The 19,379-nt window shown below is 56.5% G+C and carries 15 protein-coding genes; 4 read left to right on the top strand and 11 right to left on the bottom strand.

Annotated elements, in window-relative coordinates; genetic code table 11:
- Nucleotides 1-5: 5 nt before the first annotated feature.
- Entirely contained in the window at nucleotides 6-1,073 is a 1,068-nt protein-coding gene (locus JN414_RS00240) for a glycosyltransferase family 4 protein (protein WP_202206228.1), read from the bottom strand.
- Nucleotides 1,074-1,119: 46 nt separating this feature from the next.
- Between JN414_RS00240 and JN414_RS00235 the strand changes: the two genes are divergently transcribed.
- Together JN414_RS00235 and JN414_RS00230 are read left to right on the top strand one after the other, a co-directional pair.
- Nucleotides 1,120-2,142 (top strand): NAD(P)/FAD-dependent oxidoreductase, encoded by a 1,023-nt coding sequence (locus JN414_RS00235; RefSeq protein ID WP_202206227.1) that lies wholly within the window; start codon nucleotides 1,120-1,122, stop codon nucleotides 2,140-2,142.
- 97 nt (nucleotides 2,143-2,239) lie between these two features.
- The gene (locus tag JN414_RS00230; protein WP_046900180.1) at nucleotides 2,240-3,493 is read left to right on the top strand and encodes a D-amino acid dehydrogenase; all 1,254 of its coding nucleotides are present in this window, start codon (nucleotides 2,240-2,242) and stop codon (nucleotides 3,491-3,493) included.
- Between the two features lie 105 nt (nucleotides 3,494-3,598).
- On the opposite strand, the gene JN414_RS00225 is transcribed toward JN414_RS00230, so the two are convergent.
- The 3 genes from JN414_RS00225 to typA all read right to left on the bottom strand — a co-directional run bounded on the left by JN414_RS00225 (nucleotide 3,599) and on the right by typA (nucleotide 8,249).
- The gene (locus tag JN414_RS00225; RefSeq protein WP_202206226.1) at nucleotides 3,599-5,704 is read right to left on the bottom strand and encodes a hypothetical protein; all 2,106 of its coding nucleotides are present in this window, start codon (nucleotides 5,702-5,704) and stop codon (nucleotides 3,599-3,601) included.
- A gap of 149 nt (nucleotides 5,705-5,853) precedes the next feature.
- A complete protein-coding gene (locus tag JN414_RS00220) occupies nucleotides 5,854-6,153 on the bottom strand; it encodes a hypothetical protein (RefSeq protein ID WP_046900907.1) in 300 nt (99 codons plus the stop codon).
- 275 nt (nucleotides 6,154-6,428) lie between these two features.
- Nucleotides 6,429-8,249: a translational GTPase TypA gene (gene typA / locus JN414_RS00215; RefSeq protein ID WP_086634249.1), complete on the bottom strand. Its 1,821-nt coding sequence runs from the start codon at nucleotides 8,247-8,249 to the stop codon at nucleotides 6,429-6,431.
- Nucleotides 8,250-8,420: 171 nt separating this feature from the next.
- On the opposite strand from typA, the gene queF reads away from it, so the two are divergent.
- Both queF and JN414_RS00205 read left to right on the top strand, forming a co-directional pair.
- On the top strand, nucleotides 8,421-8,909 hold the full coding sequence (queF, locus tag JN414_RS00210; RefSeq protein WP_202206224.1) for a preQ(1) synthase: 489 nt from the start codon (nucleotides 8,421-8,423) through the stop codon (nucleotides 8,907-8,909).
- 3 nt (nucleotides 8,910-8,912) lie between these two features.
- Nucleotides 8,913-9,728, top strand: a complete 816-nt coding sequence (locus JN414_RS00205) for an aminoglycoside N(3)-acetyltransferase (RefSeq protein WP_202206223.1) — start codon at nucleotides 8,913-8,915, stop codon at nucleotides 9,726-9,728.
- On the opposite strand, the gene JN414_RS00200 is transcribed toward JN414_RS00205, so the two are convergent.
- The 7 genes from JN414_RS00200 to JN414_RS00170 all read right to left on the bottom strand — a co-directional run bounded on the left by JN414_RS00200 (nucleotide 9,718) and on the right by JN414_RS00170 (nucleotide 19,277).
- Nucleotides 9,718-11,277 carry a PepSY domain-containing protein gene (locus JN414_RS00200; RefSeq protein ID WP_202206222.1) on the bottom strand — a complete coding sequence of 520 codons (1,560 nt, stop codon included), beginning with the start codon at nucleotides 11,275-11,277 and terminating at the stop codon, nucleotides 9,718-9,720. The genes JN414_RS00205 and JN414_RS00200 overlap by 11 nt on opposite strands.
- The gene (locus JN414_RS00195; protein WP_237389805.1) at nucleotides 11,274-11,582 is read right to left on the bottom strand and encodes a hypothetical protein; all 309 of its coding nucleotides are present in this window, start codon (nucleotides 11,580-11,582) and stop codon (nucleotides 11,274-11,276) included. Before JN414_RS00195 ends, JN414_RS00200 begins: the two co-directional genes overlap by 4 nt.
- A complete protein-coding gene (locus JN414_RS00190; RefSeq protein WP_237389804.1) occupies nucleotides 11,579-11,851 on the bottom strand; it encodes a hypothetical protein in 273 nt (90 codons plus the stop codon). Before JN414_RS00190 ends, JN414_RS00195 begins: the two co-directional genes overlap by 4 nt.
- Before the next feature lie 7 nt (nucleotides 11,852-11,858).
- Complete coding sequence (locus JN414_RS00185; RefSeq protein ID WP_202206221.1) at nucleotides 11,859-14,030, bottom strand: TonB-dependent siderophore receptor; 2,172 nt, start codon at nucleotides 14,028-14,030, stop codon at nucleotides 11,859-11,861.
- 153 nt (nucleotides 14,031-14,183) lie between these two features.
- The gene (locus tag JN414_RS00180; protein ID WP_202206220.1) at nucleotides 14,184-14,657 is read right to left on the bottom strand and encodes a flavin reductase family protein; all 474 of its coding nucleotides are present in this window, start codon (nucleotides 14,655-14,657) and stop codon (nucleotides 14,184-14,186) included.
- A 100-nt stretch (nucleotides 14,658-14,757) separates the two neighbouring features.
- Nucleotides 14,758-15,597, bottom strand: coding sequence for an aldo/keto reductase (locus tag JN414_RS00175; RefSeq protein WP_202206219.1), 840 nt, complete (start codon nucleotides 15,595-15,597; stop codon nucleotides 14,758-14,760).
- A gap of 59 nt (nucleotides 15,598-15,656) precedes the next feature.
- Nucleotides 15,657-19,277 carry a PAS domain-containing protein gene (locus JN414_RS00170; protein WP_202206218.1) on the bottom strand — a complete coding sequence of 1,207 codons (3,621 nt, stop codon included), beginning with the start codon at nucleotides 19,275-19,277 and terminating at the stop codon, nucleotides 15,657-15,659.
- Nucleotides 19,278-19,379 lie beyond the last annotated feature (102 nt).

The following is a 19,379-nucleotide window of genomic DNA, read 5'->3' as shown; positions in this document are numbered from 1 at the left end:
AAAAGTCAGGACTGACCCAGGAGAGCCATCCATCGATCCATGATGGGGCCTTCCTGAAATTCCAGTGCTTTAAGGCGGGCCATGTCTGACATGGCCCGCCTTTTTTCATTCTGCTCCATCAGAGTCAGAAGAGCTTCAGCAAGTCCGATATAATCCTCGGGTGGCACGAGGATTCCTGTTTCCTCCGGCACAACCACTTCCGCCGGGCCGGTTTCGCAATGGAAAGCCACCACTGGCACTCCCGCTGAGGCAGCCTCAAGCAGAACCATCGGCAGCCCTTCGTAGCGCGATGAACACACGTAGAGCGCGGCCTGCCGGTAGTCGTCATCAAGATGAGAGGTCGCGGGAGCAATCGTCACCCGTAGCAGGCACGCCGCCTGTTGCAGAAGCATGAACCTTTCCGGTCCGTCTCCACGAATAAGTAGAGACCAGCCTGCTACGCGTTTATCAGCCTCTACAGCCGCCCAGGCTTTCAGAAGCAGGTCATAGCCTTTCTGAGCGGTCAGCCGACCTGCCGTCAGAACAAGACGAGAAGTCTGCGCATAAGCTGTCTGCCAGACCGGCGGGGCCATATTCGGAATGACTGACAGAGACGCTTTGAGGGATAGCCCTGCCTGCCAGAGCGCTTTGTCACGCGCCGTCAGGACCACCACATCATCAGCCCATCGCGCCGCAATCTGCCGTCCCCAGACCCGTTTGCGCCGATTGAACGTAATGTTGAAATTGAAGTGCTCCCACACGATGCACCGACACCCGGCCAGACGGGCCGCAGCCACGCCATACAGGGCATGTGTGGCCTCCACAACAACAAGTGTGTCGATGCGGTGACGCTTTAGATAGCGCACCAATTTCCCAACAATTCGTGGCCAGGAATTGAAAATTTTTACCGGCTTTTCAAACAGGGATTTTACGGGAATTCTGTCGTCCAGCGGAAAGACGGGCGCGCCGTTTCCCACCAGTTCCAGCAGATGAACCGTCACATCCCGCTGAACAAGCCCGTTCATCACCGCGCAGGCAGAGCGTTCGGTTCCGCCTGTTGCATTAATATGTTGGATGACAAAGGCGCACCGCATGCGGGATGGTCTACCCCATTCAACTCAAAACGCCTAAGAAACAGATATGACGATTTCACCTCAAACCCTCTCCACCGACGTCGCAATTGTTGGCGCCGGTCCGACCGCCCTCTTCGCAGCTTTTGAATGCGGAATGCTCAAACTGAGCTGCGTCCTGATTGACGCGCTCGACAGCATTGGCGGTCAGTGTGCGGCGCTCTATCCGGAAAAGCCGATTTATGACATCCCGGCACACCCTTCTATTGAGGGCGGCGCACTCATTGAAGCGCTGGATCAGCAGATTGCGCCGTTCGACGTTCCCCGTCTGCTCGGCTCCCGCGTGGAAACCCTGACGGGTCACCGTGGAGACTTCACGCTCACCACAGCACGTGGCGACACCGTGAAAGCCAAGGCTGTCATCATAGCCGCTGGTGCTGGCGCATTCGGTCCGAACCGTCCACCGCTCGACGGATTGGAAGCATACGAGCGCACGGGTGCAGTTCAGTATTACGTCAAGAAGCGCGCTGATTTCGCCGGCAAGAAAATTGTCGTTGCCGGTGGTGGCGATTCTGCTCTGGATTGGGCGCTGTCGCTTTCAGATGTTGCTGAGCACATTTATCTGCTGCATCGCCGAGACCGCTTCCGCGGTGCCCCGGAGACACTGTCCCGCATCGACGATCAGATCAAAGCGGGCCGTATTGAGAAGGTTGTCCCTTACCAGCTCCACGCCCTGCACGGTACGGACGGCCAGCTTTCTGCCGTGGAAGTCACTACTCTGGCTGGCGAATCCCGCCATCTGGACGCTGATACGCTGCTGCCGTTCTATGGTCTTTCCACGGATCTCGGCCCGATCGCTCTTTGGGGTCTGGACACGCATCGCAACACGGTTCCGGTCACCCCGGCGACCTTGGAAAGCAGCACACCGGGCATTTTCGCCATCGGCGATGTGGCAACTTATCCTGGTAAGCTTAAATTAATTCTTCAGGGATTTTCTGAAGGTGCGATGGCAGTTCATGCCATTCACGCCATAGTTCATCCGGATACAGCCCTGCACTTCGAATATTCCACCAGCAAGGGCGTTCCGGGCTGAAAAGCCGGGGGTAGACAACCGTTTCCGCTGGTGCTGATCTGATCGGTACCAAATCGAAAATACGGTTTTCTACCAATCGGAAAGCAGCAGAACTGTCATGAAAATCATCGTCATGGGCGCCGGCGTCATCGGCGTGACAACCGCCTGGTATCTTGCTCAGGAAGGTCATGAAGTTGAGGTTATTGACCGGCAGCCTGGCGTAGGGCTTGAAACGTCCTTCGCCAACGCCGGTCAGGTCTCCCCTGGTTACTCGACACCATGGGCCATGCCGGGTCTGCCGTTCAAAGTCGCCAAATGGATGACCAGCAAACACAGCCCGCTGATCATCCGCCCGCGCTTCGATACGGCCATGTTCCGCTTCATGGGCGAGCTGCTCGCGAACTGTTCGGAAAAAGCATACGACATTAATAAGAGCCGTATGCTTCGGATTGCGGAGTACGCCCGCGATAAAATCGACGCCCTGCGCGACGAAACCGGCATCACGTATGACGGAGACCAAAAAGGTCTAATCCAGCTTTTCCGGACGGATGCCCAGGTCGAACACGCAGCCGAAGACATGCGTCTTCTGGCGGAAAGCGGTGTGGATCATCAGCTTCTGAACGTCGATGAAATCATTGCTCATGAGCCGGGTCTGGCCCATGCCCGCCATCGCCTGCGTGGTGGCTTGCGTCTTCCAGGCGACCAGACGGGTGATGCGCATCTCTTCACACGTCGCCTCGCTGCCATGGCCGAGCAGAAGGGTGTGAAGTTCCGCCTTGGCACCACGATTGAAGCGATCGAAGCGGCTGACAAATCCATCGTGAGCATTCGTACCAGCGCTGGCCGCCTGACAGCAGATGCGTATGTGCTGGCTCTTGGTAGCTACTCCCCGCGTTTGATGAAGCCGCTGGAGCTGCGTCTGCCGATCTATCCGGTCAAGGGATACTCCCTGACCATGCCAATCACAGATGAGAGCCGTGCGCCGGTATCCACGGTGAATGATGAAACCTACAAGGTTGCCATCACCCGCCTCGGGGATCGCATCCGCATCGGCGGAACAGCCGAACTGACTGGCTTCAGCCTACGCCTGAGCCCGGACCGTCGTGAAACGCTGGAACTGTCGTTCAACGAGATGTACGGCGGCGGCGACCTCTCCGCCGCCCGTTACTGGACCGGCCTGCGTCCCTGCACGCCAGATGGCACACCCATCGTCGGGCCAGCTCCGCGCTACGGCAATCTATGGCTTAACACCGGTCACGGCACGCTGGGCTGGACCATGGCAGCGGGCTCCGGCCAGATCGTTGCAGACCAGATCTCCGGCCGGCAGACGGCAATCCCGTCACTGGATCTCTCTCTCGATCGCTACCTGTAAAACGATGCTGCTATCGGCTTTATAAAGGCTGATAGCAGCGTTCTTTCTCTGGCAGACCAATCTGACGTGATCTGCCAGAACCAACTTTCAGCCATACTCTTCCGCTCAAGCGGACAGAAAAGCCCGAACATCCTCTGCAGACACAGTGCCTTCGTGCTCAAGCAACTCCTGCTTGCCACCCACATGATGGGGCATCACCATCAAAGGCGTTCCGTCATCCATGAAGCGAATACGCAACGTCTCCCAATCCGGTGCTACAAACTGCTTGTAAGCCTGCACTAAAGCGCATTGGTCGATACACCAGTTGGTCGGATTATCCGGATTATAGGCAATTTGAAGATAATTATGCAGGAAACGGGCGATGTCGGGCACTTTCTCCGCATTCCCAAAGTAGGAGATGCCAGCCCCAAAACCCCACGGCTCTCCAAAAAACTGATGCCCGGCCTTATCGTAAGCATAAAGGCGAAAGCCATAATCTGCCGTGGCTTTCATCTCTTCCCAGAGTGTCAAAAAATCTGACGGAAAGTAGCCATCACAGTCTGCGGTAATGACCGGACAGCTCCAGCGCTCGGCAATTTCCGGAAAAATCAGATATCGAATGGCCGTATAGGTTGCACCGTCGCGGTAGGTCAGCGGGCCATGCGCAAAGGTGAAATCAAGCCCATAATCATGCCCTGACAAGGCACTGACTATCTCTTCCAACCAGTCCAACTGTTCCTTCGTCGGGCTATCGATACCCAGACAGAGCCGGATGCGGCCACCCTTCGGTCGGGCCATGCACACTTTCAGCAAAGATAGGACTAGCTTGGGAATGAACTGGAAGTATCCAGTATCACAGCCGAAAACCAGACAAAGCTCTGGCTGAACGTCCTCCTGCCCCGGAAGAACACTGGACTTCCAAGTCCACCCCGAGGTTCCAAGACGGTCTTCCACGACTTTGTTTTCAAGGCCAGTAACCTCAGCTTCAGGCAACCAGGAAAACACACCGCAATTATAGTGGATTGGCATGATCCCGTTTTCGATGGCTTGGGTCTTGGCCTCGCCATAATGCCTGTCTGCGGCAGCTCGATCCCCGGACAGCCACGCGTCATGCCCTAAACAAATCTCGCTCCAGTAACGGACGCCATTACCAGTCTGATCATGGCGCAAAAGCGCCCGACCACGGTCTCGGCTTTTACTGAAACAGAACTGCTCAAACATCAGACTATAGGCCTGCACCACATCCTGATTGTTTGTTGCGGCCAGCTTCTGAGAGAGCATCAGGGAATCAAAAAGAGGATCGAAGCCACTTCCTGAAACCTGTTGCATCAGTTCTGGCAGAAGAAAAAGCATGTTCTCTCCTGCTGCCATTCTGGCCTGCAGGTAATCAAGCTGCTTGAGCATGGTCGAATCAAAAAAATTTTGCGCCAGCGCATCCGATAGATGCTTAGTCGCGGCGGCATGATCTCCCATGCGCTCCGCCAAGACGGCCTGGAAATAGCCTAGATCCGGACGGGCATCATAAAGGCGGGCATATTTTAGAAACTCTTGTCCAAAAGTCATTCTTTCCTGCTCTGCACACATCCGGGCCAAATACAGGAGATGAATGATTTCATGCGGTGCAGCGGACACCCTTAAAATCTGCCTGCGCAGTTCTTCAGTCTCAGGGGTAGAAACTGCCCCGACGAAACTTTCGGACACGCCACGCAAAAGCTTGGACAAGAGGGCGGACGGGCAGGCTCCTAAAATCCAGACGGTTTCATCGCCTGCAGTCTGCAGAAGAATAGTATCCCCTTCGATTGTCGCCAGAAGTGTCTCCAATGGCCATTTCTGATCTCCAATGAAGAGAGAAAATTCCTGAATACACGGCAGCTGTAGAGGTCCATTCCCAATGGACCACCTCCGCGAGAGCAGCGCATGCAGGACAGGAAGCAGAGAGGCCTTGATTGGTAAGAAACTCTCCCATTCCAGATGATAACCTGCCCAGTCCAGGTCTATGGCGTTGCGACTGGACAGGAACTCCGTACCCATCGTCAAAACACACAACGGTCGTACGGCACCCGGCAAAGGACAGAGCGACAAACCTGCCCAACTGGGCATCATGTCATATCCGCCTTCTACCAGAACGGGTGTGACCACTTTCAACAATACGTCTGCAAAAGATGCTGTGCACAAACAGGCTTCCCTGCTGGAAACAAGCGTCCCATGCCAAGACAAAAGATAAGAAGCCATGAAATCCACACCCGGAAAATTGAAACGACTGTATGTCTTGCAAGCAAAGGTTTGAGAGGACCGTACAGTAAAAACAAAAAAAGCGGGACCAGCCTGAGCCGATCCCGCTTTCCTCTACTCACTACCCGGTAAAACCGGGTAAGCCGTCATTAGTTGGACGGTGCTGCTTCATCCGTCGTGGAGGCAGCAGCGGCAGCCTTCTTATGCTTCTTGTGATGGTGCTTCTTGTGATGATGCTTCTTCGTGGTGCTCGTCTTGTCGGACGTTGCAGCATCCGTGGATGCAGCTTCCGGAGCGGCGGCAGGCGCAGCAGGTTCTGCTGGCGCGGCAGGAGCCGTCGGAGCAGGCGTTGCTTCGACCGGAGCAGACACTGGATCAGCGAAAGCCGGAGCAGCTGTCAGAGCCAGAGCAGAAACGGCGGCGATAAGGGAACGATTGAAAAGGCGCATCTGAGAACAAAGCTCCAGAAAACTGAAAAACGGACCACATTTCAGAAAATTCGAAGTGGCCATGCTTTGAAATTAGCACCAGTGCGCGTCTTCGTCGTGCATTAACTTTATGAAATTTCAGGGGGATAGAGGTTCCTCTTCGCAAATACGCCTCAATTCCGCCAAAGTCCCGTCGAGGACTTCCTGATTTCTTGCCCCTCGACTCTTAGCCATAAAAAAACGCGCACCGGAAGCCCGGTGCGCGTTTTTCAAAATCTATTCCCTAAGGGGAAAGATCAGCTTTCGCGGCTCTTGGAAGCGCGCTTACGCTCGTTCGGATCCAGATAACGCTTACGGATACGAATGGCGGACGGCGTCACTTCAACCAGCTCATCATCTTCAATGTAGGCGATGGCCTGCTCAAGGCTCATACGGCGCGGCGGCGTCAGAAGCAGGGCTTCGTCCTTGCCAGATGCACGCATGTTGGTCAGCTTCTTTTCACGGACCGCATTGATGTCCAGATCGTTCTCGCGGGAGTGCTCACCCAGGATCATACCTGTGTAGATCTTCTCGCCAGCGTCCACGAACATCGTGCCACGATCCTGAAGGGCGAACAGCGCGTACTGCGTTGTCTGACCGTCTTCAGCGGAGATCAGCGAGCCGTTACGACGGCCTTCGATCGTGCCGACATATGGCAGATAACCATGGAAGAGACGGTTCATGAGGCCCGTACCGCGCGTGTCGGTCAGGAACTCACCGTGATAACCGATCAGGCCACGGGACGGGATCAGGAACGTCAGACGAACCTTGCCGCCACCGGACGGACGCATGTCCTGCATCACACCCTTACGCAGGGACATCTTCTCGACGACAACGCCAGAATACGGCTCGTCAACGTCGACCAGAACTTCTTCGAACGGCTCTTCACGATCGCCGGTCTCTTCGTTTTCACGGAAGAGAACGCGCGGACGACCGATCGTCAGCTCGAAGCCTTCACGGCGCATCTGCTCGATCAGAACACCAAGCTGAAGTTCACCACGACCGGCAACTTCAAAAGCTTCGCTTTCCGGGCTTTCCGTAACCTTAATGGCCACGTTGCCTTCGGTTTCCTTGAAGAGACGGTCACGGATCTGACGGGACGTAACCTTCTTGCCTTCACGGCCACCCAGCGGACCATCGTTGATGCGGAAGGTCATGGACAGGGTCGGCGGATCAACCGGGCGGGACGGCAGCGGCTCGCTGATGGACGGGTCAGCAATCGTGTCCGGAATCGTTGCTTCGGACAGACCAGCAACGGCCACGATGTCACCAGCTTCGGCTTCATCAACCGGCACGCGGTCCAGACCACGGAAAGACAGCAGCTTGGTCAGACGGCCGGTTTCAACAACCGTTCCGTCCGGACGCAGCACGCGAACCGGCATGTTCACCTTCGCACGACCCTGATCAATACGACCCGTCAGGATACGGCCAAGGAAGTTGTCGCTCTCAAGGATGGTTGCAACCATGCCGAAAGGCGCATCCTTGTCGACGTTTGGCGTCGGGACGTGGCGCAGAACCAGATCGAACAGCGGGGACAGGTCCTTCTTCGGTCCGTCCAGCTCAAGATCAGCCCAGCCCTGACGGCCGGAAGCGTACAGCATCGGGAAGTCGAGCTGGTGCTCATCAGCGCCCAGGGATGCGAACAGATCAAAGATTTCTTCGTGCACTTCGTCCGGACGCGCGTCGCTACGGTCGATCTTGTTCACGACCACGATCGGGCGGATGCCACGGGCCAGAGCCTTGCCCAGAACGAACTTCGTCTGCGGCAGAGCGCCTTCAGCGGCGTCAACAAGGATGATCGCGCCATCCACCATGCTCAGGATACGCTCGACTTCGCCACCGAAGTCAGCATGGCCCGGCGTATCAATGATGTTGATACGCGAGTCTTTCCAGACAACGGACGTACACTTGGCAAGAATGGTGATACCACGCTCGCGTTCGAGGTCATTGCTGTCCATCGCGCGATCAGCAACGTGCTGGTTCTCGCGGAAAGAGCCGGACTGCTTGAGGAGCGCGTCAACCAGCGTGGTTTTGCCATGATCGACGTGCGCGATGATGGCGATGTTACGGATTTCCATGTGGTCTTCCAGACGGTGCATCGAAGATAAGAATTTGCGCCGTCTTCTGCACCGAATCCCGCGAATATGCAAACTCTGTCGCAGTCTTTTCGTAAAGGGGCCGGGTTGAGTGAGGCGCAAAGCTGGTCCACATCTTCGGAAAACACAGTCTTTCCGCGAGAAGAATCCACCATGTCCGACCATCATCCAACGGGGCCTTCCGCCCCGGGAACTGACGCCCTGAGCCAGCTTGGCCGTAACACGGCCGCCGCAAACAGCCCGGAAGAAGCTGTTCTGGAGCGTGTGCCCTCCCCTCATCAGGGTCGCAAATACGTCGTGCGCTTCACAGCACCGGAGTTCACGTCTCTTTGCCCCGTGACGGGCCAGCCGGACTTCGCGCACATCGTCATCGATTACATCCCGAGCAAATGGATCGTGGAGAGCAAGTCTCTCAAGCTGTACCTGACCAGCTTTCGCAACCATGGCGCTTTCCACGAGGATTGTTCCGTTGCGATTGCCGAACGCCTTGTCGAACTGCTCGATCCGGAATGGCTGCGCATCGGAGCCTACTGGTACCCCCGCGGCGGCATTCCAATCGATGTCTTCTGGCAGACAGGTGAGCCACCAGCAGGCGTCTGGATTCCTTCACAGGACGTTCCCGGCTATCGGGGCCGTGGCTGAGACATGACTGAAGCGGCTGCCATTGCCCGTGCCCGCGGGCCTGTCACCCAGGCACGGCTGGCGGTTGATTTCAGACGGATTGGCGTTGAACCCGGCATGACGGTTCTGGTTCATACGGCCATGAGCCGTATTGGCTGGATCTGTGGCGGGGCAAGAAGTGTTATTGAGGCTCTTCTTCAGGTTGTGGGGCCGGAAGGCACGATCGTCATGCCTGCGCAGTCTTCGGATCTGAGCGATCCCGCCGGATGGTGTGATCCACCCGTTCCACAGACCTGGTGGGACACGATCCGAGCCAGCATGCCTGCGTTCGATCCCCGCACAACCTCCACGCGGGGCGTTGGCACAGTTGCCGAGACCTTCCGTACGTGGCCCGGGACGCTCCGGAGCCTGCATCCGCAGGTGTCCTTTACAGCCCGGGGGCCACGGGCTGCAGACATTCTCTCCAGCCATCCTCTCGAGGACCCGTTTGGCGTTGTTTCGCCTCTCGCGGCTCTGAACCAGTGCGGCGCTTACGTGCTGATGATCGGCACAGGCTGGGAAACCTGTACGGCGCTTCATCTGGCGGAACGCCTCTCAGATCCGCACGGTCCCACGTTTGAAGACGGAACTGCTCTGCTGGTGGATGAGGAACGTCGTTGGGTCCGGTTCCGCATGCCGCAAACGAATGTGGAGCGCTTTCCGGCTGTAGGGGCAAAACTGGATGGGCAGGCTATGCTCCAACATGGCCATGTCGGAGCGGCCCCCTCGCGGCTGTTCCCAGTCGCTCAGGCCGTCGATACGGCCGTGGAAATGTGGAGCTTACCGTCCCTTATGACGTAGTAACCGGGAGGCGTATTTCAGTCCCCCTGTGCGGGCTCTTTCTGAGAGCCAGCACAATGAGAGCCGCTCCATAAACAAGCGCCACACCATCCACACTCACAGCCAAGGACGTGACCGTTCCCGACGTCAGAGATCGTGTCATGTCCGTCAGGGGGATCAGAAGGGTCAGCACGCCAGCCACAGTTAGAAGGGGGCGAAGACTTCTCGTTCCGCCCCAACACGCAGCGACAGTGAGGCAGATGAAAAAGACCGCGTAAAACAGGGCCTCAGCTGCTTGGTAGTGGCCTCCTTCTGGTAAGAAAGGCGCGGCAGCAAGAACTGCGGATACACCGCTGATGCAGCCAATCATGCAGCCTGTTGTCAGAGCCGAAAGGCAGCGCGTTCCAAAGCTGTCTTCCGTCAGACCAGCGGAGCGGTCACGGCGCCTGCGCGATGAGATCCAGAGCTGATTGCCTGAGTAAAACAGGAATGCTCCACCAAACCCCAAAACAGCATAGCCCCACCGGATCAGCCACCCTCCGTAAGTCCCGAAATGCAGAGCGTAGATCAACGTGAGGGCCTGGAATGCTGGCTTCTGATGGTTGGGCAGAAAATCAGTTGAGATCAGGCGCCCTGTGTAAGGATTGACCTCGCCATACCCCCCATCCGGTCGCCGGCTGATCTGCGCCGCATCCTGTACCGTCACGTGCAAAGACAGCTTCCCGCCCCGGCTGGAATAGGCCAGCGTGTCCAGCTCAAGCCCCGGAACCTGCTTTCGGAAGGCATCGACAATCGCCAGCGGCTCAAGAAGTGCCTGAGGCCGGTCACCCTGGTGCGAGTGATTTTTCTGAGGCGGATGTGCGGACACTGCTGGCAGAAACAGGGTTTTTTCCACCGCCATGATGGGCTGATGAAATGCAAACCCAGCAGCCGTTGCAGCCATCACGATGTGAAACGGCAGGGAGCAAACACCCAGCAACGTATGGAAATCGAGCCACATGCGGCGCAGATTTTCGGTCAGTCTTACGGCAAAGAGATTACGAACCAGAGAGGGCAGCAGAACAATCGTGCCCGACACAAGCGCCACAGCATACAAGAGCGCCACAATCCCCATAATGAGGCGCCCATATTCCCGGTTCAGGGGAAGGCCTATTCTTTGATGCAGGATGTTGAGGAAATACCCGACCTGCGAGGGTGTTCTCGTCTGGGTAACGAGTGTGCCATCTGCGGCCAGACCTGCATAAACTGTCCGTGCAGGCCCATGGTCCCTGTCTGATGAGACAACCCACATGAGGCTCGATGGACTGGTCTCATCCGGATGCAAAACCACAGTATGGTTGGCAATCATGGACGGATCTGCCGTCTCGGCCTTCTGCACCAGTTCGGACAGGCGATCTGCCGGAACTGGTGCTGGCAACGTGGCTGTGCGAGAGGCCCAGTTCCCCAGCGGCAATTCAAACATTGTCATGCCGCCTGCGTAGAAGGCGATGAACAGGAACAGCCCTGCCATAATGCCCACCCAGCTATGAACATTCCGGTAAAGCCGGACGACATCCCCGCGAATCTTCATGCCATGACACCATGCAGCAGGAAAAACAGGACCCACACCCCGGCATTGACGAGAACCAGCGTCAGCCATGCCTGACGGGGGGAGCGGAACAGGAAAGAAAATGCCACCACAAGCCCCCAGACAGGCCCGGGAAACCAGCGCAAAATCTGGGATGCTGCGGTTTTAAGCTGGGCATCGGCGTGAAACACCAGCCCCAGGATGCCCATCAGACCGATCGCGAGCGCCGCGCCGAGTATCAGTCCAGCCAACACCTTCCCGATCCATCCTGTGCCATCCAATGGCTTGGGCTGCGTCGTACCACTCACAATGTGCGCCCCTGAGGCCTGAAAATCGCCAGTGTCAGAGGCAGCAGACTACACGCCAGCATCAGCACGGTTCCAACCACCAGCAGCGCTGTGAGGAGATGTATCCTCAGGGCCATTACCTCTACCGCAGCCAACAGACTGAGCAGCCCCGGCACTACGCCTGCACGCAATGAGAGAGAGCGACGTATCAAACACTGAGACGGCGCCGACAGGTAAAACAGTCCTGCGGCGAGAATGGTCAGGACTACAGAAAGGAGTTCGAACACCACGAGCCATTTACCAACGATAGGACAAAGTAACGAATACTGCTCGTCCTGGTGCCCAGGCACAGGCAACCGAACGCGTACACATTGCTACGTAATGGCGGTTTGCGATGTTGGTCCCATTGAACTGCATTCCAAAACGCCGGTAATCCAGATGAGCCTGCAAATCCCAGACAAGCTGGCTTGGAACCGTGAATGTTTCCGGCAATGCTCCTGCCGTATTACCCGTATAGCGTACACCTGCACCTAGTCCCGTAACCCAGTTTTTCGTCAGCCGAAAATCCCGCTTCAGGAACAGGGATGCCATATGAGACGGGACCGCAACCGGGCGCTGATTTTTCTGGGCCGCAACGGTTGTCTTTGTAATCCGGGGATCCTGATAGGTGAAAGAAGCCAACATATCGATCCTGTATGGAAGACGTCCGACGCCTTCCGCCTCAAACCCACGCGTTCTCTGTTCGCCCGTCTGGATGTCATAGGTCGAATCAGCAGGGTCAGTTGTCAGAACATTGGTTTCGACCAGATTGAAGAAATCAGCCGTCAGCATGAAGTCTTCGCCCCAAGGCGTTCCGTGCGGCGGCTTGTATTTCAGGCCAGCCTCGATCTGCTTTCCGCGCGTTGGCAGGAAAGGCGTATTCTCACGCGTCGTTCCGACCTGAGGCTGAAAAGATGTCGCATAAGAAACATAAGGCGCCAGGCCGATAGAGGACTTGTAGAGCAGCCCGACACGCCCAGTAAAAGCATTGTTCTGTTGAGGGGTCTGTGTCCCCGTACGATTATCGACAGTGAGACTTTCCGTAAAATCCTCTCGTCCCGAGAGGGTCAGATAGAGATGATGCCACTCCGCCTGTTCCTGCGCGTAAATCCCAGTCTGCGTCTCGGTCTCGTTCGTATTGGTCGTAGTGCCATAGGTTGGCCAACTGATCGTGCGATAGACGGGGTGGTACAGATCCAGGGACGGAGCCGTTCTCTGTCCGCGGCGGCTGGCCAGAAAATCACTTCGGAAATCCACACCAGCCAGTAGCTCATGATGCACCGGCCCCGTCTTGAGCTTCAGGTTGGAGCGCGTATCCAGCGTCACGTTGTTGTAATTAGCGGACTGTAGCAACGCCCGTCGCGTCAGTGTGCGTTGATCGGAAGACAGGGCAACAGCCGTCACGAACCGATAGTCCAGATCCAGATGCGCGTATCGCATATTCTGGCTGATGGTCCAGTTCGGGGTCAGGCGCCGCGTGAAGCTGTAACCAAGGGCGACCTGACGCTTCGAATACACATCATAATCAGCATCGCTACTCAGGAAATTACGCGCGATGTACCCGTAAGGACTGGCAAAAAGCGTTCCAACAGACGGGAGAAACTGAGCTGTTGACCCTGCATCAAGCTGTTCATAGCTCGCAAGGATTGTGAAATCTGTCTTGCTATCCGGGCGCCAGCGCAGGGACGGCGCAACATAGACTTCGTTATTCTTGATATTCTTCGCGTAGGTGTCGGACTTACGCAGAAGACCATTGAAACGCCACAAAAGCGTTTTGCCGGAGTCAATGGCTCCCCCGACATCCGCAGCGCCCTGAACGCGGCTGTAGGATCCAGTCTGAAACGCAACCTCGTTCTGTTGATTTTCACGGGGCCGCTTACTGACCGCGTTGATGATGCCGCCAAGCTGCCCGGAGCCATACAACGCCGATGAAGCCCCACGCAGCACGTCCATTTCTTCAAGTCCCCACGGCTCTATGCTGAAGGACTGCGAGGACGCGGCATCGGGCGTACGTGTTCCATCAAGATAGATATCCGGGGAAAAACCCCGGATTGTCCCGAAATATCCGCGTGGGTCATCCTTGGAGCCATAGTCAGAAACACCCGCAGCGTAGCGAACCGCCTCGGACACACTGCGTGAGTTCAGCATCGCCATGCGCGCCTGGGTAATAACCGTCAGGTTCTGAGGAACATCTTCAAGCGGCGTGGACGTTTTGGTTGCGGCATTTCCGCCAACCGAAAGCAACCCGACATGGCTGCCCTTCACTTTCAGGCGCTCTTCCCGGGCGTGATCAGCCGATTGTCCCTGCCGAACAGGCTCAGGCTGATGATGCCTTGAACCTTCCTTCTCCGGCTCCTGCGCGAACACCAGACCCGAAGGCAGCCCCAGCAACACTGTTGCACAGGGAATAAGACACGACCGTACCCGCATCGCCAAATCTCCGAAAAGCGAGCGGGGAGATAACACTAATGATAATTATTCTCAACAACTGAAAGCTGGAAATTCCGAAAAGCCTTCGAAATCTCCATCACTTTTTCAAATCATTACCTACGGTCGCACGCCTGTAACCAAACAAGCGTGCTCTTACGCCTCAATCCCCAACTGTCCCTGGAAGTAAAGCAACGGGGCTTCATCACGAACGGTGATGGACGTCGGCTTTGCCATGAACAGTGCGTGCGTACCGCCCTGAAACGTCTCCACCAATTCGCAATGCATCTGCACCAGTGCGCCATCAATAAACGCCGTACCGTCTTCCGCTCGTACAACGACGTCTGATCCGAATTTATCTGCTGTGCGGCTGGCAAACAGCATGGCCACATCCTTGTGGCTATTGTTCAGGATGCTCAGACCAAAACGCCCGGCTTCAGCAATCGCTTTATAAGTCGAGCTGCCACGATGCAGGCAGACCAGAAGCAGGAGCGGATCAAGGGAAACAGATGTCAGGGCGCTGATGGTTGCGCCCTGCTCGCCTTCGCTTCCCTTGGCCGTCACAACAGCGACACCCGTTGCGAAATGGGACATCGCCCGGCGAAAGTCCTGCTCATTCAGTGTCGTCATGACAACTCTCCTGCCATCGTCGGAATTTTTGGTTCCGGCACCATTACAGGAGAACCACGACTGTCACCAGAAGCGGCCCTTTCGCAAGACGATCTCTTTTTCAGAAGCGGGCAGTCATGGGGTGGGCGCCCATGCGGCCATCTTCACGATCAAGTTTTGCGATCGCCGCCATGTCGTTCTCTGTCAGGGTAAAATCGAAGACATCCAGATTCTCCGCCAATCTCTTCAGGTTCGCCGATTTCGGTATCACGATAAGACCGCTCTGCAGATGCCAACGAATAATGACCTGAGCAGGCGTCCGCCCTACACTTCGAGCAATTTCCCCGATCGTGGCATTATCCAGCACCTGCCCTTTCCCAAGCGGACGCCATGATTCCGTGCGGATATTGTGTTGCTCGTTAAAGGCCCGCAGCGCCTTCTGCTGGAAAAATGGATGAAGTTCGATCTGGTTGACAGCCGGCACAACGCCGGTTGCATCCATGATGCGCGACAAATGTTCTGGCTCGAAATTGGACACGCCAATGGACTTGACGCGCCCTTCCTTTTGCAGCGTCACGAGGGCCTTCCATGTTTCCACATACTGACCCTGTTCCGGCATTGGCCAGTGAATAAGATACATGTCCAGAACCGGGCGACGCAGCAGACGGCAACTTTCCTCATAAGCACGCAGCGTACTGTCGTAGCCCTGCTCGTCATTCCAGACTTTCGTTGTCACGAACACATCGGGATAGTCCGCCAGACCTTCACCGACGCCATCTTCGTTCCGATAGAGGCGTGCCGTATCGACAGAGTGATATCCGAGCTTTACAGCCTCCCGGACAACCGTTGCTGTCTCTTCAGGAGGCGTCTTCCACACACCCAGCCCAAGCTGCGGAATAACGCGGCCATCATTCAGCGTAATTCTTGTCTGGTTATCCAGATATGGCACCTCATCGTTCATCAGAAATTCCTTTTCAAATCTTGTTCTTACAGACCAAACGCCTGATCGGCCGACTGAGTTCAGGCTGGCGCCACGAGCTGTGAAAGCTTGCGCGCCAGAGCTTCTGTGCTGAAAGGTTTCACCAGCAAAGCACATCCAGGTTCAAGCAGGCCTTCATCCAGAATATTCTGCTCCGCATAGCCGGTAATGAACAGAATTTTCAGATCGGGAAATCTGTCTCGCATCCGCGCAGCGAGCTGCCGCCCGTTCATTCCCCCTGGCATGCCGATATCCGTGATCATCACGCTGGGCTGAATGCCATTTGAAAAACGATCTGACAGTTCCAGAGCTGAAATACCGTCTTCTGCTGTCAAAACCCGCGCGCCCAGATCTCCAACGACATCACTGACAATAAGGCGGACCGCTTCCTCGTCATCCACAACCAGAACCAGCTTCCCAGACAGCCGAACAGACGCCGTTTTTGTCAGCAAATCACCTTTCGAAACATCTGCTACCAACAGGTCGGCTGGGCCGTCATAACGGGGCAGCCACAGACTGACTGATGTTCCTTCTCCGGGCCGGGACCTGATCTGCGCCTGCCCACCAGACTGACGGGCGAAACCATAGATCATGCTCAACCCCAGACCTGTCCCCCTCCCCAGAGGCTTGGTCGTGAAAAACGGATCAAACGCGCGCTGAAGCGTCTCTTCCGCCATGCCGCAGCCGTTATCCTCAACCTTCAAAAGCACGTAGTCGCCAACGGACACACCCGCTTCGTGACTGGCCACAGGGCCCAGAGAAGTATTGGCGCTCACAATCCGAATGGTTCCGCCGCTCTCCTGCATGGCATCCCGTGCGTTGATACAGAGATTGAGCACTGCGTTCTCAAGCTGGTTGGCATCCACCCGTGTCGTCCAGATACCCTGTTGCAGATCAAACTGGATCGACACCAACGGGCCGACACTCCCGCGCAAGAGCGTCTCCAGACCACACACCAGACCATTCACATCCGTAGGAACCGGATCCAGCGGCTGACGACGCGAGAACGCCAGCAAACGGTGTGTCAGGGATGCTGCACGCCGCACCGCGTCCTGTGACGCCGTGATATAACGGTCAAGACCAACAGTCCGTCCCTGCACCAGTCGGGTTTCAAGGAGTTCGAGACTTCCACCTATTCCGGCGAGAAGGTTGTTGAAGTCATGAGCAAGGCCCCCCGTTAACTGGCCCACGGCTTCCATCTTCTGGGACTGACGCAACTGCTCTTCCAGATCATTGCGTTCAGTAATGTCGCGGCCAACACCGTAAATGGTGTCACCTTCATTATTGAAATTCCAGTTATACAGCCGCCATGTGCCGTTCCGGTGCTTCATCCGCACATCCAGTGCGACATCGGACCCAGGCGTACTGAGCCGAACCCGGTCAAACGCTTCACAGACCGCAGCCTGATCGTCCGGATGACACAAAGCTTCAATCCTCAGCCCGATCAGTCCTTCCTGCGTATAGCCCAGCGCCCGCAGCCAGGAGGGGCTGACGGCCATATAGTGACCACTGCGACTGATGATGACGAACAAATCTTTGGCGATGGTCCAGAGGCGGTCACGCTCCCGCGTTCGCTGGCGGATCCGCTCCTCCAGCATCACGTTCATCTCACGCAGTTCCTGCTGGGTCTTGGCCTGGCGCATGGCAGCATGGGTGCGGTCCGCCACAGCGCGTGTGAAAACGATTTCTTCTTCCGTCCAGACATGCGGAACCGTGGAGTACACACACATCACGCCAACCAGCCTGCCAAACTTGAACAGGGGGACATGAAGAAGAGCGCAAATATTGAGATTTTCGAAGCGTTCGACATGCTTGAGCGTCAAGGCATCCAGACGCACATCCGAAATCGCGACAGTCCGCCCACGCGCCAGAAGCGGTCCGTAATCGCCATAATCGCGGAAGGCATGAAATCCACGAATGGATGTCTGATGCTGAATCTTGCTTCCTGATCCAAGCGTGACCGTGCGCATGGCGCCGATCAGAATACCTGTTCCCGCTTCGTCAACTGTCCCGTAAGCAGCACAGTTTACGGAGAGCTCGCGACACAGGATCTGGGCGGCAACGCCTTCCATTTCATCAGCATTTTCTAGGGCGCGCAGCCGATCTCCAAGCTCCACCAAAGCTGCCTGACGCAGAGACTGTCTCTTGCTGTGATCAATATCGAGCACAATCCCAGGAAAACGCAGCGGGCGTCTGTCTTCGGTCAGATCGCAGCGACCATTCCCTTCAAACCACCGCGTCCCCATCGGTGTGCGGACACGGAATTCGAAATCACATTGTCCGCCCGTATGCAGGGCATTCGTAATAGCGGCTGCAACACGCCCCTGATCTTCAGGCTCAATGGCGGCATAGAACGCGGTAGCTGGAACACCCTGCTCCAGTGCCTTTGCGTCGAGGCCCAGCGTTTCAGCCAGGCGGGCATCCCCGATCACGAGAGAGGAATTGTCATCCCACATCCATGTTCCGGCAATAGCGCCTGCGTCCAGTGCAAGCTGAAGCCGAAGACTGGATTGATTGACTTCCGTCAGATCACGTCCGGTCGCCAGAAGACGCTGAACGTCCCCGTCTTCTCCGAAGATCGGCGTAACGGCGACATCCCAGAAGCGGCGGTTTCCCCGCATGGTACTGGCATAGCCCTGAAAACGCCCCGCCTCTCCACTCAAGGCCGTCTTAACTGCTTGCATGGCCATGATACGAGCCTGACCTCGCCACAGATCAACCCAAGGCACACCGTGCAAGATAATCGGGCTATCGAGCTCCATGGCCTCGATACCACCTGCGTTGATGAACCGGATGCACCCGTCCAGATCGAGGATATGAATGCAGTCCGGAGAGCTGGACAGAAGAAGATGGGTAAAGGCCTCACTGGACCTGAGCGCTTCAGCAACCATGGAAGCATTTGAAACATCCATGATCACACCGACGGAATACAGATCCTCGCGGTCGAGCTGATCATCATCCCGCCAACCTCGAATGAGCAGATGCCGCACCATTGTCGGCCCCTGCGCATGCGAAACCATAAGGCGGACACGGTATTCGAAGCTGCCCTCTTCCCTGAGTTCGTCTTCTGCAACGCTCTCGTAAGCAGCGCGATCGTCCGGATGGAGGCAAGCATATGCGTCCTCCATCGGAAGCCCTTGCATCAAGCGTTCCGGAGGAAGCCCCCAGATCTGCGCAAAACGTTCATCCCCGAACAGAATACGGCGCGTCAGGTTGCAACGGAAAAAACCCATTTCTGCGGCTTCAGCCATACGCTTGATACGGCGGTCCAGCCGATGAAGCTGACTGGCCAATCCGGAGCCATCTGCCATCGAAAATGATTGGGCAATATGGCGCGCACACAGTGCCTGAACATTCTCCAGCCCCGGCGTTTTACATCTGACACACAACCAGACCTCGGGAGCGTTTTCATAAACCGGGAGGCAGCAAACACCCTTAGGATTTCCGCTTTCAAGCTCGGCGAGAAAACTGCTGTCTCCGCCAGAAGCTATCACCCATTCCCCACGACGATCCCGCATGACCAGCGCAGCAGCCCCACCACCCAGACTGGCTGCCAGGGCCAGCAGATGCTCTGAGAAGTCTTCAAGAGCTGTTCTGATCTGATGCACGATCGAAGGAAGAGCATTGCCACTGGCTTGCGCTACTTCTGAACCGGCCGTCATGCTGTCTCTCCCGGTCACGCCGCTTTTCCCGGATGGACGAGGGCCGACCTCACACTAACAGATCTGCACAGGAACGCAGCCTCCTGCCTGTGTCCTTTTCCA

This window comes from Gluconobacter sp. Gdi (genome assembly GCF_014132155.1).
GTDB lineage: Bacteria > Pseudomonadota > Alphaproteobacteria > Acetobacterales > Acetobacteraceae > Gluconobacter.
This window is presented reverse-complemented; position numbering and strand designations above follow the sequence as displayed.

What these genes read in the sequence shown, in the direction of transcription:
- queF (WP_202206224.1), top strand. Translation starts at nt 8,421, where the DNA reads ATGTCCGACCATCATCCAACGGGGCCTTCCGCCCCGGGAACTGACGCC.
- JN414_RS00235 (WP_202206227.1), top strand. Translation starts at nt 1,120, where the DNA reads ATGACGATTTCACCTCAAACCCTCTCCACCGACGTCGCAATTGTTGGC.
- JN414_RS00175 (WP_202206219.1), bottom strand. Translation starts at nt 15,597, where the DNA reads ATGAACGATGAGGTGCCATATCTGGATAACCAGACAAGAATTACGCTG.
- JN414_RS00185 (WP_202206221.1), bottom strand. Translation starts at nt 14,030, where the DNA reads ATGCGGGTACGGTCGTGTCTTATTCCCTGTGCAACAGTGTTGCTGGGG.
- JN414_RS00180 (WP_202206220.1), bottom strand. Translation starts at nt 14,657, where the DNA reads ATGACGACACTGAATGAGCAGGACTTTCGCCGGGCGATGTCCCATTTC.
- JN414_RS00205 (WP_202206223.1), top strand. Translation starts at nt 8,913, where the DNA reads ATGACTGAAGCGGCTGCCATTGCCCGTGCCCGCGGGCCTGTCACCCAG.
- JN414_RS00220 (WP_046900907.1), bottom strand. Translation starts at nt 6,153, where the DNA reads ATGCGCCTTTTCAATCGTTCCCTTATCGCCGCCGTTTCTGCTCTGGCT.
- JN414_RS00230 (WP_046900180.1), top strand. Translation starts at nt 2,240, where the DNA reads ATGAAAATCATCGTCATGGGCGCCGGCGTCATCGGCGTGACAACCGCC.
- JN414_RS00170 (WP_202206218.1), bottom strand. Translation starts at nt 19,277, where the DNA reads ATGACGGCCGGTTCAGAAGTAGCGCAAGCCAGTGGCAATGCTCTTCCT.
- JN414_RS00225 (WP_202206226.1), bottom strand. Translation starts at nt 5,704, where the DNA reads ATGGCTTCTTATCTTTTGTCTTGGCATGGGACGCTTGTTTCCAGCAGG.
- typA (WP_086634249.1), bottom strand. Translation starts at nt 8,249, where the DNA reads ATGGAAATCCGTAACATCGCCATCATCGCGCACGTCGATCATGGCAAA.
- JN414_RS00240 (WP_202206228.1), bottom strand. Translation starts at nt 1,073, where the DNA reads ATGCGGTGCGCCTTTGTCATCCAACATATTAATGCAACAGGCGGAACC.
- JN414_RS00200 (WP_202206222.1), bottom strand. Translation starts at nt 11,277, where the DNA reads ATGAAGATTCGCGGGGATGTCGTCCGGCTTTACCGGAATGTTCATAGC.